Below are 14,589 nucleotides of genomic sequence, written 5' to 3'. Positions count from 1 at the left end.
GACGACATCACGAGGAGACGTATGAACAAGTCGGGACAACGGAGAACCCATGGCAAGCCGGGAAAATGGTGGAAGGTCAGTTGCGCATTGCTGCCCGCCGCGTTTGCCTGCGAAACCGGCGAAGCACAATCCAGCGTCACGCTCTACGGCATTGCCGACACGAGCGTGTGTTATCTGTCGAAGGCGGACACCGCCGGCAACGGCCGCTTTCTGATGGGCCCGGGCGGGTTGAGCGAGAGCCGTTGGGGTATCAAGGGCGTGGAAGACCTGGGCGGTGGCTGGTCGACTACCTTCAGGCTTGAAAACCGTTTCCTGCTGAACAACGGCCAGGGCGATCCGTCCATGCCCTTCTTCAATGAAGCGCAGATCGGGCTGCAGTCAGCCACTTACGGGCATCTCGTATTGGGCCGTCAGTATAACGTGATGATCGAAGGGGTCGTGATGGGCGGCTACTCCAGCAATCCGTGGATTCCCTCCGACTTCAACTTCCAGCCCGAAGTCACCATGACCGGCGGTATCCGGAGCAGCAACCAGGTCCAGTATCACGGCAAGTACAAGGACTTCCGCATCTCGACAGCCTATTCGTTCAGCGGCAACGCCGGCCGTATGGCGTACGGCTCTCAATACGGCGTAGCCGCAGCCTACGCACCCGCGAACGGCCCGTTCACGCTCGGTGGAGCGTTCAAGGAGACCAAGGACTCCATCAACGGCAGCAACGGGAAAGCATGGACCTTCGGCGGTTCGTACACGTGGGACAAAACGCGCTTTGCGCTGGTTATCTCGTCAATCAGAACGATAGGGGATACTCCACTTTCGCCAATGGACCGTCCACCGCGCAGGGACTCGCCTCGCTGAAATACTCGGACTTCGAGCGGCGCACGATGATACTCGGCGGTGTTACGCAGCAAGTCGGATTCTGCCATCTCGCCGGGAACGTGTGGCGCACGCTGCAGGCCGGCAAGACCCAGTCGCAGGACGGCGCGGCGTGGCAGTTTCAACTGGTTGCCGATTACGACCTGTCCAAGCGCACTGACGTTTATCTGGAAACCGACTATTCACTCTATAGGGCCGGTTTGATCGGCTCGCAGTTGCAAGGAGTCAACGCGGTCAGTCTCGCGCAGAAAAGCACGCAGCTTGGCGTGATGGCCGGGATCCGGCACAAGTTCTGAGCCAGGATCGGTGGTATCCGGCGGGGGATGCCGCCTTTGTGAACCACGGGCGCCGTTGCGTACGCCCCGGTGATAGCCGGAAATGATATAACCACCCGCCTTCGCAACCGACGATCAATTAGTTAGGGTTCCGTCTTAAATCATGCATGAGATCAATTCGCGACGCCGCGCGCATCTGGTCGCCCTCGCCGAGGAGGGTAGTTTCGCGCGTGCGGCCGAGCGGGTTCACCTGAGCCAGCCGGCGCTGAGCCGCAGCATCCAGGCACTGGAAGACGAGTTCGATATCAAGCTCTTCGACCGAGCGGCGCGCGGCGTGGCAACGACTGCCGCCGGCCGGATGCTGGTCGAGCGTGGCCGGCGCGTGCTGTTCGAAGCGCGCTGTCTTTTTCGCGATGTCGAATTGATCCGCACGGACGCGCTGGGCGAAATGAGAATTGGCATGGGGTCCTATACCGCCGCCATCCTGTTTCCGAATCTGCTGGTCGAAAGCGCGCGGCAATTTCCTGCCACCAAGGTTTCCGTGCAAATAGCCGAATCCAGTGTGCTGATGCAAAGCCTGCGCTCAGAGGGCGTGGATTTCGTGGTGATCGATCGTCGTGAATCGCCGGCTGCGCCAGACATCACTACGCATCGCCTGCTCAGTCACGACGGTGGCTGGTTCGTGCGCCCCGGCCATCCGTTGCTCGCGCGTGCGCCGGTGCCGCTCGCGGCGGTACGCGAATTTCCGCTGGTGTCCGTGCCGCTGTCCGGGTTTATGGAAGACGCATTGCGCAGGCTGCTGAAATTTCGCGCGCACGAGGCGGTTCCCGTGCAGCTGGAATGTAACGACGTCGCCGTGCCGAAGGATGTGGTCGCGCGCTCGGATGCCGTGATGTTCTGCACGGTTTCATTGCTGCGACGAGATCCCGATGGCCATCGCCTCGTGCGCGTGTTGATTGTTCACCCGCGTAAGCTGGGACTGCAGTTCGCGCTTGTTTGTCTTGCGGATCGCACGCAATCCGCGGCGGTTGATGTGGCGCTCGCGCTGGCCGGGCAGATCATGAACGACGCGAGTCGCGCCGCGCAAACGGCCGGGCGTGTGCGGTAGCCGGTGTGATCAGGTGCGCCGCCGGCCGGCGGGTGCATTGACCAGCGCGATGCCGGCCACAACTAAAGCCGATGCAATCATGAAACGGTGAGTCAGCGTTTCGCCCAACAGTGCCACGCCGAACGCAACGCCAAAGATGGGCGTGAGAAACGAGAACACGGTGAGCCGGGACGCCATGTAGCGCGTGAGCAACCAGAACCACGTGAGATAGCTCAGGAACGCGACCACGATTGCCTGATAGGCGAGGCTGGCGACGGCGGTCAACGTGATCGTACTCACATGCGTTTGCCCGAGCGCGAAGGCGAGCCCGAGCAAAACAATGGCCGATACCGCGAGCTGATAGAGGAGCGTCTTGCTTGCGCTCGCACGAGCGAGTGGGGACGCGCGGATGACGACCGTTGTCGCTGCCCAGAAGACGCCGCCGAGTACGCCGAGGGCATCGCCTGCCGTTCCTTGCCATGTCGACGTGCTGCCCGTGGCCGGGTGCAGGAAACCATCGGCGAAAGCGAGTGTGATGCCTCCGAATGCTAGCGCTATTCCCGCCCACTGTATCCGCTTCAGCTTTTCTCCCGGGACGAACCAGTGCAGGCCAAGCGCCATGAAACACGGAGCGGTGTAGAGAAAGACGACCATGCGCGTGGCGCTGGTCAACGTAAGCCCCAGGAAAATGCACACGAACTCGCCGCCGAACAACACACCGGCGGACAGGCCGGACGCGAGGGTATTGTCGCGGCGAAACAGCGCGACGCCGCGTGAACGTGTCCATAGCCAGACCAGAATTGTCGCTATGCTTGAGCGGATGCCCGCTTGAAGCAGCGGCGGGAAAGAGGCGTTCGCACCCTTGATGGCGACTTGCTGGAAACCCCACACTGCGCATAGCGCGATCATCAACAGGATGGCGGTGGCGTCGGGTGCGCGGCGCACGGGCAGGGCAGTGGTGCTCATTGATTATTGTGTTTTAACTGGTTGCTGAAGCATGTCTCTGGCGCATTCTGCCATCGATGAGGTGGGGCTGTCATGCGGGCTTGCGGAGAGTGGGCGTGGTGGTGGGTGTTGTCGCTGCTTTAATTAATTAAGGATATCTTATTAATTGATCTGGTATTAACGAGGCAACAAGGTGCGATGCGGAGTGGTAGAAGTTAAAAAAATGAGGCTCCCGAAGGAGCCTCAAACACTGCGGGAGCTCTTGACTCGAAACCAGCATACCGTCTCAGGAATGCTTCTCGATCAACTCGACCTTGTACCCGTCCGGGTCTTCAACAAAAGCGATCACCGTCGTTCCGCCTTTCACCGGACCGGCTTCGCGCGAAACCTTGCCGCCTGCTTCTCGAATGCGGTTGCAAGCCGCTGCCGCGTCGTCCACTTCGAGCGCGATATGGCCATAAGCCGAGCCCAGGTCGTACTTGTCGACGCCCCAGTTGTAGGTCAGTTCGAGCACGCTGTTTTCGCTTTCATCGCCGTAACCGACGAACGCCAGCGTGTATTTGTACTCGGTGTTTTCGCTCTGGCGCAGCACTTTCATACCGAGGATGCGCGTGTAGAAATCGATGGATCGCTGCAAGTCGCCGACTCGCAGCATGGTGTGAAGAAGTCGCATGATGGGGTTCCTGTGGGGAATATCGATGGAGCGGATGGTCCGCTTTACCGCGTCTTTTACTGTGTCTCGGTGAACAGCGCGCGCGACAAAAACGGCCACGTCCAAAATTGTACTGCTCACCGCGAACACTCGCCGCGCGCTGCTCCGTGTCGGTCGGCGCTGCGGAGGTGCTAAAGCAGCGGCAGCAACTCGGGCGGATGATGCTTCAGGGTATGCCGCGCTTCGCGGAAGTCCGGGAAGATCGACTCGACCGTGGCCCAGAACCGCGGACTGTGATTCATCTCGCGAAGATGCGCGAGTTCGTGCGCGACCACATAGTCAATGACATGCACCGGGAAATGAATCAGCCTCCAGTTCAGGCGGATCTTGCCCTCGCTGGAACAACTGCCCCAGCGCGTAGCAGCGGAAGACAACGCATAAGCCCTGAACTCCACACCCAGTTTGGCCGCATACACCGGTAGCCGTTCGCCGAAGACCTGCAGCGCCTGAACATGCAGCCAGCGTTGCACACGCTCGCGAATGAGCTGAGCATCTGCCAGTGCGGGAACGCCGAGCCATAGCACGCCACTGTCGGTATCGAAGGCCGGTTGAGTCGCGCTCTTGCCCGTCGTACCTGGCGCCGAGGTCATCATCACGGTGACGGTCTGCCCGAGATACGGAAGCTGCGCGCCATCCTTCCATTCAATGCGGGGCACCACGCGTTGTTCCACCCGCGTTTGCCATTCGGTGAGCTTCTTGAAGATCCACTTTTCCTTCTCGGCAATCGCGCTTTCTATTGCGCCGATAGTCACCCAGCGCGGCGCAGTAATGGCAAGACCGGTGCCGTCGATAGTGAAGCCGATCGTCCGGCGCGACGAACGCTTCAAGCGGTAATCGAGCATTTGCGAACCGAGCATGAGGTGCCGGTTGCGCGCGCCGTCGGGCGCACTGGGCGCACGTAAGGGCGGCGCGGGCGTGCTCGCGGTCTCGGTCGTATCAGCCGGCGCGATATCGCCACGCAAGGTTGCGGGCATGGCCGGGACAGGCGCGGCGAGAGTGCCCGACGTGGCAGGCGATGGCGTCGCACTCGACGGCCTTGGCTCACTGGGAAGATTGAGCGGCAGGTCGAGTTGCGGGTTGTCGAGCGCGGCAGCGGGACGCTGTCGCGAGGGAGTCTTCTGCATCGGCTCAGCTTGGCGCACGCGGCGCGGGAATGACGGGAAGAACGAAAGTAATGAAACTAACGACAGAAACGGTCGAAACGGGCGAAGCGATAACGACACTCGGGTCTACAGGCCGGTAGCCGCGCCGTGAGACTTGGATTCTGGTTCAGTCTCAGCGACGAAACGATCGGCAGCACCGTAGGAGTCTGGATCAATTCGACGCATTTCCGTTTCGATCCAGCGCTCCACACGCAGGTTGACTTCTTCCGGCGTGAGGCCTGTCGTGTCGATCGGGCGACCGATCGACATTGTGACTATACCCGCATATTTGAGAAACGATTTCCGCGGCCAGACGTGGCCGGCATTGTGGGCGATAGGGACAACCGGCGCGCCCGCCGCACACGCGAACCGCGCACCGCCCGACTTGTACTTGCCCTGCTGGCCCACGCGCGTACGCGTGCCTTCCGGGAACATGATGACCCACGCGCCCTCGGCCATGCGTTCGCGCCCTTGTCGAGCCACTGATGCAAACGCGTCCTTGCCCTGACGCCTGTCGATATGCACCATCTTCAACATGCCCATGGTCCAGCCGAAGAACGGCACGAACAGCAGCTCGCGCTTGAACACATAGCAGAGCGGCCGCGGCATCAACGCGGGGAACGCCAGCGTTTCCCACGCGGACTGGTGCTTGGACAACAACACGGCCGGACCGTCGGGGAGGTTCTCCAATCCTTCGATCCGGTAGCGAATATTGTTCAGGTAACGCATCACCACGATGCACGACTTGCACCAGTATGCCGCCATCCAGTAACGCTTTTCAGCGCGCATGAACGGGAATACGAGGAAGCATGCACACGCGTACGGCACCGTATAGACCGCGAAAAAAACCATCAGCAACAGCGAACGAATGAAGCGCATCGGCTTGAACAAGTATTATGTGATGTGACGGAAAAACCCCTGCGTCAGGTATCAGGTACCAAGTGTCAGGTCAGTCGTGATGTGCGGCAAGGAAGTCGAGCGCGAAGTGGCGCAGGTCGTCGTGTACTTTCGTATTCGGCGGAAGATTGCCCGCTGCCAGCGTTTTTTGCCCCTTGCCGGTCAGCACGAGATGCAACTCGAAGCCGAGCGCCGCGCCTGCCTGCAGATCGCGCAGCGAGTCGCCGACCATGGGTGTTTCGGCGGGATCGATCTCGAAGCGCTCCACGATCTGCTGCAACATGCCGGGCTTCGGCTTGCGGCACTCGCACTCGTCTTCCTGCGTATGCGGACAGAAAAACACGGCGTCTATGCGGCCACCGACTGCCGCCGCCGTCCGGTTCATCTTTTCGTGCATGGCGTTGAGCGCGGCCATGTCGAACAGACCACGGCCTATACCCGATTGATTCGATGCAATCGCCACCCGATAGCCGGCCTGGTTCAAACGTGCGATCGCTTCCAGACTGCCGGGGATGGCAACCCACTCGTCCGGCGACTTGATGAACGCGTCGGAGTCGACGTTGATCACGCCGTCACGATCGAGAATCACCAGTTTCTTGTTTGCGTTGGTCGGCATGGTGTGGCGCATCAGGCGGCAAGCTTCGAAATGTCCGCGACGCAATTCATCTGCTGATGCAGTGCGCCGAGAAGAGCCAGACGGTTGTTTCGCAGCGCGGGATCTTCCGCGTTCACCATCACGTCGTTGAAGAAAGTATCCACGGCATCACGCAAGGCGGACAGCGCCGAAAGCGCTTCCGTATAGTTGCGCTCGGCCAGTTGCTGTTGCACGCGCGGCGCGACTTGCTCGAGTTGAGCGTACAACGCTTTCTCGGCCGCCTCTTGAAGCAGTGCAGGCTGCACGCTGGCCGGCACGCCTTCAGCCGACTTCTTCAGGATATTCGAGATGCGTTTGTTCGCCGCCGCAAGCGACGCGGCTTCGGGCAGCGCAGCGAATTCGCGCACGGCGTCCAGACGCGCGACGATGTCGTCCAGGCGCGTGGGGTTCAGGCTCAGCACCGCGTCGATTTCGATGGCGTTGAAGCCGCGCTCACGCAGCACGCCGCGCAGCCGGTCCATGAAAAACGCGTAGAGGGCGTCGGTTGAATCCACGACTTGCGGCATGTCGGCGAATTGCTTGTACGCGGTACGCAGCAAGTCGAACAAGTCGATGGCAAGGCGCTTTTCCAGCAGGATGCGCAACACCCCGAGCGCGTGACGGCGCAGAGCGAACGGATCTTTTTCGCCGGTTGGCTGCAGGCCAATGCCCCAGATGCCGACGAGTGTTTCCAGCTTGTCGGCCAGAGCAACGGCGCTGCTCACGCCGGTTGACGGCGTTTCATCGCCGGAGAAACGCGGCTGATAATGTTCCGAACACGCGAGCGCGACTTCTTCCGGCTCGCCGTCGTGGTGTGCGTAGTACGTGCCCATGGTCCCCTGCAGTTCGGGGAATTCACCCACCATGTCGGTGATCAGGTCAGCCTTCGCGAGCAGGGCGGCGCGCTTCGTGACGGCCACGTCCACGCCGATCATAGGCGCGATTTCGCCGGCCAGCGCTTCAAGCCGCTGCACGCGTTGCAACTGCGAACCGAGCTTGTTGTGATACACCACGTTCGCGAGCAGCGGCACGCGGTCGGCGAGGCGTTTCTTCTTGTCCTGCTCGAAGAAGAACTTGGCGTCGGCCAGACGCGGCCGCACCACGCGCTCGTTGCCTTCCACAATATCGCCCGGCGTTTGGGTGTCGATGTTCGACACAATCAGGAAGCGCGAACGCAGCTTGCCGTGCTCGTCAGTCAGCGCGAAATACTTCTGGTTCGTCTGCATGGTGAGGATCAGGCATTCCTGCGGCACTTGCAGGAACGACTCGTCAAAACGGCACTGATACACGACGGGCCACTCGACCAGCGCGTTCACTTCATCCAGCAACGACTCGGGCATCACCACGCGATCTTCACGGGCGAATGCCTGCAACTGCGTGCGGATGGATTCGCGGCGATCGTCGAAATTCGCCACGACCTTGCCCTTCGAGCGCAGCGTGCTGGCGTAATCGTCAGCATTGCCAATTGCCACGGTCCCTTCCGACATGAACCGATGACCCAGCGTGGTGTCACCGGAGTCGACGCCGAGTGCGCTCACCGGCACGACATGGCGGCCATGCAACGCAATCAGCCCATGCACCGGCCGCACGAACTGCACGCTGGTGCCGTCGGGCCGCTGATACGTCATGACCTTCGGAATAGGCAGCTTGCCGAGTGTCTCTTGCAGAGCGGTTTGCAGGCCGTCCGCAAGCGTTGCGCCGGGCGCGGCGTAGCGCAGGAAAAACGCTTCGGCCTTGCCGTCCTGCGCGCGTTCGAGGTCGCCAATGGGGAAGTCGGGGAAACCCAGCGCCGCAAGTTTCTTTGCGAGCGGCGCGGTGGGCTGGCCGTCTTTGTCCAGCGCGACGGAAACGGGCAGCACCTTTTCGCGCACTTGCCGTTCCGGCGCGACCGTGCGCACGTTCTTGATGAGCACCGCGAGACGTCGCGGCGTGGCGTATTTTTCGAAGATCGCTTCGCCTTCAATCAGGTCGCGCGCGGCAAGCCGCTGCACGATGCCTTCGGCAAACGAGGTGCCCAGGCGCGCGAGCGCTTTCGGCGGAAGTTCTTCGGTCCGCAGCTCGACGAGCAGCGATGCAAGATTGGTTTCGGTCATTGTTATGTCGTGCTCTGGTCAGGCCTGATCGATATTGCGCTCGACCTTCAGCGCCGGCGCCCACGCGGGCTTCGCGGCATCTTGTGCGTCCGAAACAAGTCCGGCCGCCGCATGTACGGGATTGCCCAGCATCGGGAAACCGAGCGCCTCACGCGACTCGTAATAACCCTTTGCCACCGCACGCGACAAATCGCGGATCCGGCCGATATACGCCGCGCGCTCCGTCACGGAAATCGCACCGCGTGCGTCCAGCAAATTGAACGCGTGGCCGGCTTTCAGCACGAGCTCGTACGCGGGCAGCGAGAGCTTCGCTTCGATCATTTTCTGAGCTTCAGCTTCGTAGCTCTTGAAGAACGTGAACAGCAGGTCGACGTTCGCGTGCTCGAAGTTGTACGTGGACTGCTCGACCTCATTCTGGTGATAGACGTCGCCATATGTCAGGCGCCGCAATTCGCGGCCGTTCGGCGTGTCCTCTTCCCATTCGGTCCACACGAGGTCGTAGACGTTCTCGACTTTCTGCAGATACATGGCGAGCCGTTCGAGTCCGTAGGTGATCTCACCGAGCACCGGCTTGCAGTCAATGCCGCCGACCTGCTGGAAGTACGTGAACTGCGTCACTTCCATGCCGTTCAGCCAGACTTCCCAACCAAGTCCCCACGCGCCGAGCGTCGGGTTTTCCCAGTCGTCTTCCACGAAACGCACGTCGTTCTGCTTCAGGTCGAAGCCAAGCGCCTCGAGCGAGCCGAGGTACAGGTCCAGGATGTTTTCAGGCGCGGGTTTCAGCACCACCTGGTACTGGTAGTAGTGCTGCAGGCGGTTCGGGTTGTCGCCGTAACGGCCGTCCTTGGGACGACGCGACGGCTGGACATACGCCGCCCGCCACGGTTCCGGGCCGATTGCGCGCAGGAACGTGTGCACGTGCGAGGTGCCCGCGCCGACTTCCATGTCGATCGGTTGGAGAAGCGCGCAACCCTTGTTATCCCAATAGGATTGCAGCGTCAGGATGATTTGCTGAAAAGTGAGCATGAATGCCTTTGAAGCGTGCCTTCGAAGCTTGGGGCCGGTGGGCCGGCGAGTTCTCGAAGCGGGCCGGAAAAATGCGCCGGCCGGAGGGCTAAAACGTTGAATTTTAGCGGGAATGAGGGTCTTGTGCGACTTTCCGGGGATGAACGGCGGACTCATCGGCCATTCGGCCGGTAAAAACGGGCGTTATCCGCCGAGCCGTTTCGTCATTGGCACGCAATCCATGGTCAGGCCACGTGGCGAGCGGTATGGCGCGATTTCATCGCCTTCGAAACCGAGGGAGCGATAAAACGAAGCGGCGTTCAGCGTGGAGTCGAGCTTGAGTTCGCGGAGTCCCCGCGAGCGCGCGAGTGTTTCCAGGTGACGCATCATTGCCGCACCAATGCCGCGTTTCATATACGCCGGATGGACAAAAATTGCATCGATTTTGCCTGTCGTGAGGTCGATCATGCCGGTGCCCGCCACGTGCTCATCAACAGTTGCCACCAGGAAACGCTCTTCAACGGCATCGGCGAATGCTCTCGAGGCCGTACCGCCGGTCCACTGCTCCAGTTGGTCCAATGGATACACGCTCGCGCATTCGCTCATCACGGCCGCGCGGCGAATGTCCCACGCGGCGTCCGCGTCGGCTCGCACCGCTTTACGGATTGCAAACTGGCCCGGCTCAGGACTTTTGGGAACCATTGTCGTCAGGCTTGTTGCGGCCATTCCTGCCCGGCGCGAACGCAAATCCAAACGCCAGCAGCAACAGCGACACCAGGATCACCGTCAGGTTGCCGCTCGTGACGTAGGGCGTGCGGCCGGACGTGCCCTGGACGGTGGCATCGAGGGAACCGACTGTGTACACGGGCAACCGTGCCACTACAGCGCCATTCGCCGCGATCACCGCCGTTGTGCCCGTGTTGGTCGAGCGCAGCATTGGGCGACCGGTTTCAATCGAACGCATGCGGGCCATTTGCAAATGCTGATCCAGTGCGATGGTGTTGCCGAACCACGCAAGATTCGTCGAGTTCACCAGGATGCCCGCGGGTGCTTCCTGTTCGCGAATCGTTCGCGCAATCTCTTCACCGAAAATATCTTCGTAGCAGATATCGACGGCAATCGGCTGGTTGTGCACGAAGAACGATTTCTGCACCGGCGGGCCGCGTCCAAGGTCACCGAGCGGAATGCCCATCAGCGCCACGAACCAGTGGAAACCGGTTGGAACGAATTCGCCGAATGGCACGAGATGATGTTTGTCGTAGCGGAACACGTCCCGCTGGTTCGGCGTGATGCCGAACAGGCTGTTCGTGTAGCCGGTCACGCGGCCTTCGGAAGCCGTCACGCCGATAGCGCCGAACAGGATGGATGAGTTGGTTGTATTGGAGAAATTGCGCAACGCGAGCGCCAGGTCAGGCGGCACCTGGACGGCAAGAATGGGCAATGCCGTTTCCGGCGTGACAATGAGATCCGCAGGTTTTTCGGTGATGAGCTTTTTATACAGCGCCAGCGATTGACCCACGCCTTCCTGCTCGAACTTCATCTCCTGCTTCACGTTGCCCTGCAGCAGCCTGACGGTGAGCGGCGCGTTCGCCGGAGTCGTCCATTCGACCAGCGAAAGCAACATGCCAGACGCAACCAGGAGCACCGCGACGATACAGGGCGCGAGACGCGCGCCCATCGAACTCCCGCTCGCTGCTCCATGCCTGAAGCTGTAGAACCCCTGCACGAGCAACGCCGCCACGAGTCCCAGCACCCAGCCCACGCCGTACACGCCGGCGACGGATCCGAAGCCCCCCAGCGGGCCATCGACCTGCGCATATCCGCTGGCAAGCCACGGGAAACCGGTGAATACGAGGCCTCGCAACCATTCGCCCAGCGCCCATGCGCTCGCGAACGCAAACGCGCCGTGCCACGTCGGCACGAAGCGGGGTTCATCGGCGGCGGAGCCGTTGTTGTCCTCATTGTCGTCATACCGCGCACGGCCTGCACACAGCGACCACACCACGCCTGCCAGCGCCGGATAGATCGCGAGGTATAGGGAGAACAACGCGACGGCCGCAGCCGCCAGCGGGGCTGCCATGCCGCCGTAGTCATGCATGCTGACGTACAGCCACCACACGCCCGTCACGAAGTTGCCGAATCCGAATGCCCAGCCCGTCAAGGCCGCGCCTTTCCAGCCGCTCGTGCGCGTGAGCCACGCGAAAAACAGCACGAAGATCACCAGTTCCAGCCAGCCGCCGTGCGGCGTGGGCGCGAACGACAGCGTGTTGGCGGCGCCGAGGACTGCCGCGACCAGGTAATGCCAGAACGGGAGGGACTGAGCCGTTCCAGCGCGTTTTTCAGAGGGAACGGGCTGTGAGCCGCGTCGTGAGGTAACAGGAGTCGAAGAGTCGGCCATGGATTGCGGGGTCGGCATAACGTAAGCGAAAGACAAAGCGTGACCGGCGCGTGTCATTTCACGAAAAAGGTGCAAAACGCCTGCATAACCGCCTGGCACGCCGCTGCTGCAACCGACGCGTAGTGTGAACACGCTGTGTTACAGGCTTAAGCAGGTCAGGGCCGGATCAGGGGCGCATCTGCGCGTTCTCTATTCTTGAGATCAAACGGGATCAAACGCGTTCAATCGCGTTCGTCGTCGTGAACGTTGTCGTAGTGTTCGCGACGCGAATTCCCGTCGAGCACGTTCATATTCGGTGCGCGCCGTACGCGCAGCACGTGGATCTGGCGGGCGTCGCCGCGCAGAATCTCGAACACGAAGTCGTCAATCCGCACCTTCTCTCCACGATGCGGCACACGCCCGAACCGGTGCGTGACCAGCCCGCCGATGGTGTCGACTTCGTCGTCGGAGTAGTGCGTGCCGAACTGTTCGTTGAACTGCTCGATGCCGGTCAGCGCACGCACACGATGCGCTCCATCCGGCGTCGCAATGATGTTGCCGGCTTCTTCATCGAAGTCGTACTCGTCTTCAATGTCGCCAACGATCTGTTCCAGCACGTCTTCAATCGTGATCAGTCCGGCCACGCCGCCGTATTCGTCAACGACGATGGCAATGTGATTCCGGTTCACGCGGAAATCGTGCAGCAATACGTTCAGGCGTTTCGATTCGGGGATGAACACAGCGGGGCGAAGCATGCCGCGGACATCGAATTCTTCTTCGTGGTAATAACGCAGCAAGTCTTTTGCAAGCAGGACGCCGATCACGTTGTCCCGGTTGCTTTCGAATACCGGGTAACGCGAGTGCGCTTTTTCGAGCATGAACGGAATGAACTGCTCGGGCGTTTCGGCAATGTTGATGGCGTCCATCTGGGCACGCGGAATCATGATGTCGCGCGCGCAGAGTTCCGAGACCTGGAACACACCTTCAATCATGGAGAGCGAATCCGCGTCGAGCAGATTGCGTTCGTGGGCGTCCTGAAGGACTTCCAGCAATTCGTCGCGCGATTCGGGTTCGTGCGAGATGAAATCGGTCAGGCGCTCGAGCAGCGTGCGCTTTTCCTGCGGTTTGTCGGTTTGTCGTCGACTGGGATAGGCGTCGTTCATAGTGGGGCGTCCGGATGGTTCCGAACGCGAAATTACGGAAAGTTAAGAATACACCAAGGAAAATTCGCGCCAATTCGGGCCGGCACGAAGACGTTCAAATCTCGTAGAAACATCCTAACTGATAAATATCGGCCGAGTATGTCGAGCCGGTGACGCTGGCCGATTGGCCGCCGTTGGGTATGTTACTAAGCATTCGAGCAGTGTTACGTGCACCTTTAACGCATGCCGCCACGCTCATTCCTGCGACGAATTTGAGTCCCGGCAGCACCGCTGCAAAAGCGCTTCGAGCTGCCGGTCCGGCATGCCGCATTCGCGCAGCGCCGCCACCGTGCGGCTGACGTAGTCGAGCGTGGTGCCGTACCGGCCGGTGGCGCAGCCGAGCACGTGGCGCACCATCGGGTCGGCAAGCTTGCCGGTGTAGGTGGACGCCTCGCGTCGCATCACGAAGGCCAGCGCCTCCACGCGGCGGCCATCCACCAGCGTGCACGGCAACCAGGCCACGCGGTAGGAATTCATCGCCATTTCGCGCCGCCACAGCACTTCAAGGTGCGGCTCCGCGCCCTCGGCGGCAAGCCGGAACGCCATGCCGGAGCACGAACCACCGCGATCCAGCGCCAGCACCAGGCCGGGCTGCTCGGGCGTGCCGCGATTCACGCGCGACCACAAATACAGTCCGCGATGATAACCGTGCACCTTGCTGCGCACCGTTTCCACGGCGGGCAGGCCCGGGTTCCAGATCAGCGAGCCATAGCCGAACAGCCAGAGATCGCTCTTGCGATCCCAGTGCGCGAGCGCTTTTTCACGCGATGCCGCGAGTTCTTCGTCCGTAAGAAGACGTGATTCCCCGAACACCGGCGGGTAGTCGTCGGGAATCTGGGCGGGCAGTCCGGGGAGCGGGGAAGGGTCGGGAGTCACGGCTTAGTTGGGCGGCAACGGCAGGTAAGGATCGGTGAAACCCAGTTTTTGCATGATGCCGGTTTCGATCGATTCCATTTCTTCCGCTTCCGCCGAATCTTCATGATCGTAGCCCTGAGCATGCAGCGTACCGTGCACGATCAGATGCGCGTAATGCGCGGCGAGCGGCTTGTTCTGCTCGCGCGCCTCGCGTTCCACTACAGCACAGCACAGCACCAGGTCGCCCGTGACCGGATCGTCTTCCGACTCGGCGTACGCGAACGTGAGCACATTGGTCGCGTAATCCTTCTGCCGATAAGACCGGTTCAGCGTCCGGCCTTCCTCGGTATCGACGAAACGCACGGTCAGTTCCGCGTCCGCGAACAACGACGCCTTGATCCAGCCGGCGACAGTTGCACGCGGCAACAGCGCCTTGTGTTCAGGAAACGTTTTGGCGGCGGGAAACTGCAGCGTCAGGGCAAGTTTGGGCAT

15 protein-coding genes are annotated in these 14,589 nt (G+C 61.2%); 3 read left to right on the top strand and 12 right to left on the bottom strand.

Annotated features, from left to right (window positions below):
• The first annotated feature begins 21 nt into the window (after nucleotides 1–21).
• The 3 genes from ABH944_RS00325 to ABH944_RS00315 all read left to right on the top strand — a co-directional run bounded on the left by ABH944_RS00325 (nucleotide 22) and on the right by ABH944_RS00315 (nucleotide 2,256).
• Nucleotides 22–855 carry a porin gene (locus tag ABH944_RS00325; RefSeq protein WP_404603883.1) on the top strand — a complete coding sequence of 278 codons (834 nt, stop codon included), beginning with the start codon at nucleotides 22–24 and terminating at the stop codon, nucleotides 853–855.
• 26 nt (nucleotides 856–881) lie between these two features.
• Complete coding sequence (locus ABH944_RS00320; RefSeq protein ID WP_404603882.1) at nucleotides 882–1,169, top strand: porin; 288 nt, start codon at nucleotides 882–884, stop codon at nucleotides 1,167–1,169.
• A gap of 142 nt (nucleotides 1,170–1,311) precedes the next feature.
• A complete protein-coding gene (locus ABH944_RS00315) occupies nucleotides 1,312–2,256 on the top strand; it encodes a LysR family transcriptional regulator (RefSeq protein WP_404603881.1) in 945 nt (314 codons plus the stop codon).
• A gap of 9 nt (nucleotides 2,257–2,265) precedes the next feature.
• On the opposite strand, the gene ABH944_RS00310 is transcribed toward ABH944_RS00315, so the two are convergent.
• From ABH944_RS00310 to ybeY, 12 genes are all read right to left on the bottom strand, one after another.
• Entirely contained in the window at nucleotides 2,266–3,201 is a 936-nt protein-coding gene (locus ABH944_RS00310) for a DMT family transporter (RefSeq protein ID WP_404603880.1), read from the bottom strand.
• 265 nt (nucleotides 3,202–3,466) lie between these two features.
• The gene (gloA, locus tag ABH944_RS00305) at nucleotides 3,467–3,853 is read right to left on the bottom strand and encodes a lactoylglutathione lyase (protein ID WP_056351352.1); all 387 of its coding nucleotides are present in this window, start codon (nucleotides 3,851–3,853) and stop codon (nucleotides 3,467–3,469) included.
• 170 nt (nucleotides 3,854–4,023) lie between these two features.
• Nucleotides 4,024–5,016, bottom strand: a complete 993-nt coding sequence (locus ABH944_RS00300) for a M48 family metallopeptidase (protein ID WP_404603879.1) — start codon at nucleotides 5,014–5,016, stop codon at nucleotides 4,024–4,026.
• Nucleotides 5,017–5,121: 105 nt separating this feature from the next.
• On the bottom strand, nucleotides 5,122–5,913 hold the full coding sequence (locus ABH944_RS00295; protein WP_404603878.1) for a lysophospholipid acyltransferase family protein: 792 nt from the start codon (nucleotides 5,911–5,913) through the stop codon (nucleotides 5,122–5,124).
• Between the two features lie 70 nt (nucleotides 5,914–5,983).
• Nucleotides 5,984–6,547 (bottom strand): D-glycero-beta-D-manno-heptose 1,7-bisphosphate 7-phosphatase, encoded by a 564-nt coding sequence (gene gmhB, locus ABH944_RS00290; RefSeq protein WP_062089633.1) that lies wholly within the window; start codon nucleotides 6,545–6,547, stop codon nucleotides 5,984–5,986.
• Nucleotides 6,548–6,558: 11 nt separating this feature from the next.
• The gene (gene glyS, locus ABH944_RS00285) at nucleotides 6,559–8,658 is read right to left on the bottom strand and encodes a glycine--tRNA ligase subunit beta (RefSeq protein ID WP_404603877.1); all 2,100 of its coding nucleotides are present in this window, start codon (nucleotides 8,656–8,658) and stop codon (nucleotides 6,559–6,561) included.
• 18 nt (nucleotides 8,659–8,676) lie between these two features.
• The gene (glyQ, locus tag ABH944_RS00280; protein ID WP_404603876.1) at nucleotides 8,677–9,684 is read right to left on the bottom strand and encodes a glycine--tRNA ligase subunit alpha; all 1,008 of its coding nucleotides are present in this window, start codon (nucleotides 9,682–9,684) and stop codon (nucleotides 8,677–8,679) included.
• Between the two features lie 183 nt (nucleotides 9,685–9,867).
• A complete protein-coding gene (locus tag ABH944_RS00275; RefSeq protein ID WP_404603875.1) occupies nucleotides 9,868–10,365 on the bottom strand; it encodes a GNAT family N-acetyltransferase in 498 nt (165 codons plus the stop codon).
• Complete coding sequence (lnt, locus tag ABH944_RS00270) at nucleotides 10,346–12,061, bottom strand: apolipoprotein N-acyltransferase (RefSeq protein ID WP_404603874.1); 1,716 nt, start codon at nucleotides 12,059–12,061, stop codon at nucleotides 10,346–10,348. The genes ABH944_RS00275 and lnt overlap by 20 nt, the downstream gene beginning before the upstream one ends.
• Nucleotides 12,062–12,282: 221 nt before the next feature.
• Nucleotides 12,283–13,203 (bottom strand): HlyC/CorC family transporter, encoded by a 921-nt coding sequence (locus tag ABH944_RS00265; RefSeq protein ID WP_404603872.1) that lies wholly within the window; start codon nucleotides 13,201–13,203, stop codon nucleotides 12,283–12,285.
• A 234-nt stretch (nucleotides 13,204–13,437) separates the two neighbouring features.
• On the bottom strand, nucleotides 13,438–14,118 hold the full coding sequence (locus tag ABH944_RS00260; RefSeq protein ID WP_404603870.1) for a gamma-glutamylcyclotransferase: 681 nt from the start codon (nucleotides 14,116–14,118) through the stop codon (nucleotides 13,438–13,440).
• Between the two features lie 3 nt (nucleotides 14,119–14,121).
• Entirely contained in the window at nucleotides 14,122–14,589 is a 468-nt protein-coding gene (gene ybeY / locus ABH944_RS00255) for an rRNA maturation RNase YbeY (RefSeq protein WP_404603868.1), read from the bottom strand.

The sequence above is a fragment of the Caballeronia udeis genome (assembly GCF_044909315.1).
GTDB lineage: Bacteria > Pseudomonadota > Gammaproteobacteria > Burkholderiales > Burkholderiaceae > Caballeronia > Caballeronia udeis_A.
This window is presented reverse-complemented; position numbering and strand designations above follow the sequence as displayed.

Coding starts and splice junctions, on each gene's coding strand:
- ABH944_RS00275 (WP_404603875.1), bottom strand. CDS start 10,365: ATGGTTCCCAAAAGTCCTGAGCCGGGCCAGTTTGCAATCCGTAAAGCG.
- ybeY (WP_404603868.1), bottom strand. CDS start 14,589: ATGCCCAAACTTGCCCTGACGCTGCAGTTTCCCGCCGCCAAAACGTTT.
- ABH944_RS00310 (WP_404603880.1), bottom strand. CDS start 3,201: ATGAGCACCACTGCCCTGCCCGTGCGCCGCGCACCCGACGCCACCGCC.
- glyS (WP_404603877.1), bottom strand. CDS start 8,658: ATGACCGAAACCAATCTTGCATCGCTGCTCGTCGAGCTGCGGACCGAA.
- ABH944_RS00320 (WP_404603882.1), top strand. CDS start 882: ATGATACTCGGCGGTGTTACGCAGCAAGTCGGATTCTGCCATCTCGCC.
- ABH944_RS00315 (WP_404603881.1), top strand. CDS start 1,312: ATGCATGAGATCAATTCGCGACGCCGCGCGCATCTGGTCGCCCTCGCC.
- gmhB (WP_062089633.1), bottom strand. CDS start 6,547: ATGCCGACCAACGCAAACAAGAAACTGGTGATTCTCGATCGTGACGGC.
- ABH944_RS00295 (WP_404603878.1), bottom strand. CDS start 5,913: ATGCGCTTCATTCGTTCGCTGTTGCTGATGGTTTTTTTCGCGGTCTAT.
- glyQ (WP_404603876.1), bottom strand. CDS start 9,684: ATGCTCACTTTTCAGCAAATCATCCTGACGCTGCAATCCTATTGGGAT.
- ABH944_RS00325 (WP_404603883.1), top strand. CDS start 22: ATGAACAAGTCGGGACAACGGAGAACCCATGGCAAGCCGGGAAAATGG.
- lnt (WP_404603874.1), bottom strand. CDS start 12,061: ATGGCCGACTCTTCGACTCCTGTTACCTCACGACGCGGCTCACAGCCC.
- ABH944_RS00265 (WP_404603872.1), bottom strand. CDS start 13,203: ATGAACGACGCCTATCCCAGTCGACGACAAACCGACAAACCGCAGGAA.
- ABH944_RS00300 (WP_404603879.1), bottom strand. CDS start 5,016: ATGCAGAAGACTCCCTCGCGACAGCGTCCCGCTGCCGCGCTCGACAAC.
- gloA (WP_056351352.1), bottom strand. CDS start 3,853: ATGCGACTTCTTCACACCATGCTGCGAGTCGGCGACTTGCAGCGATCC.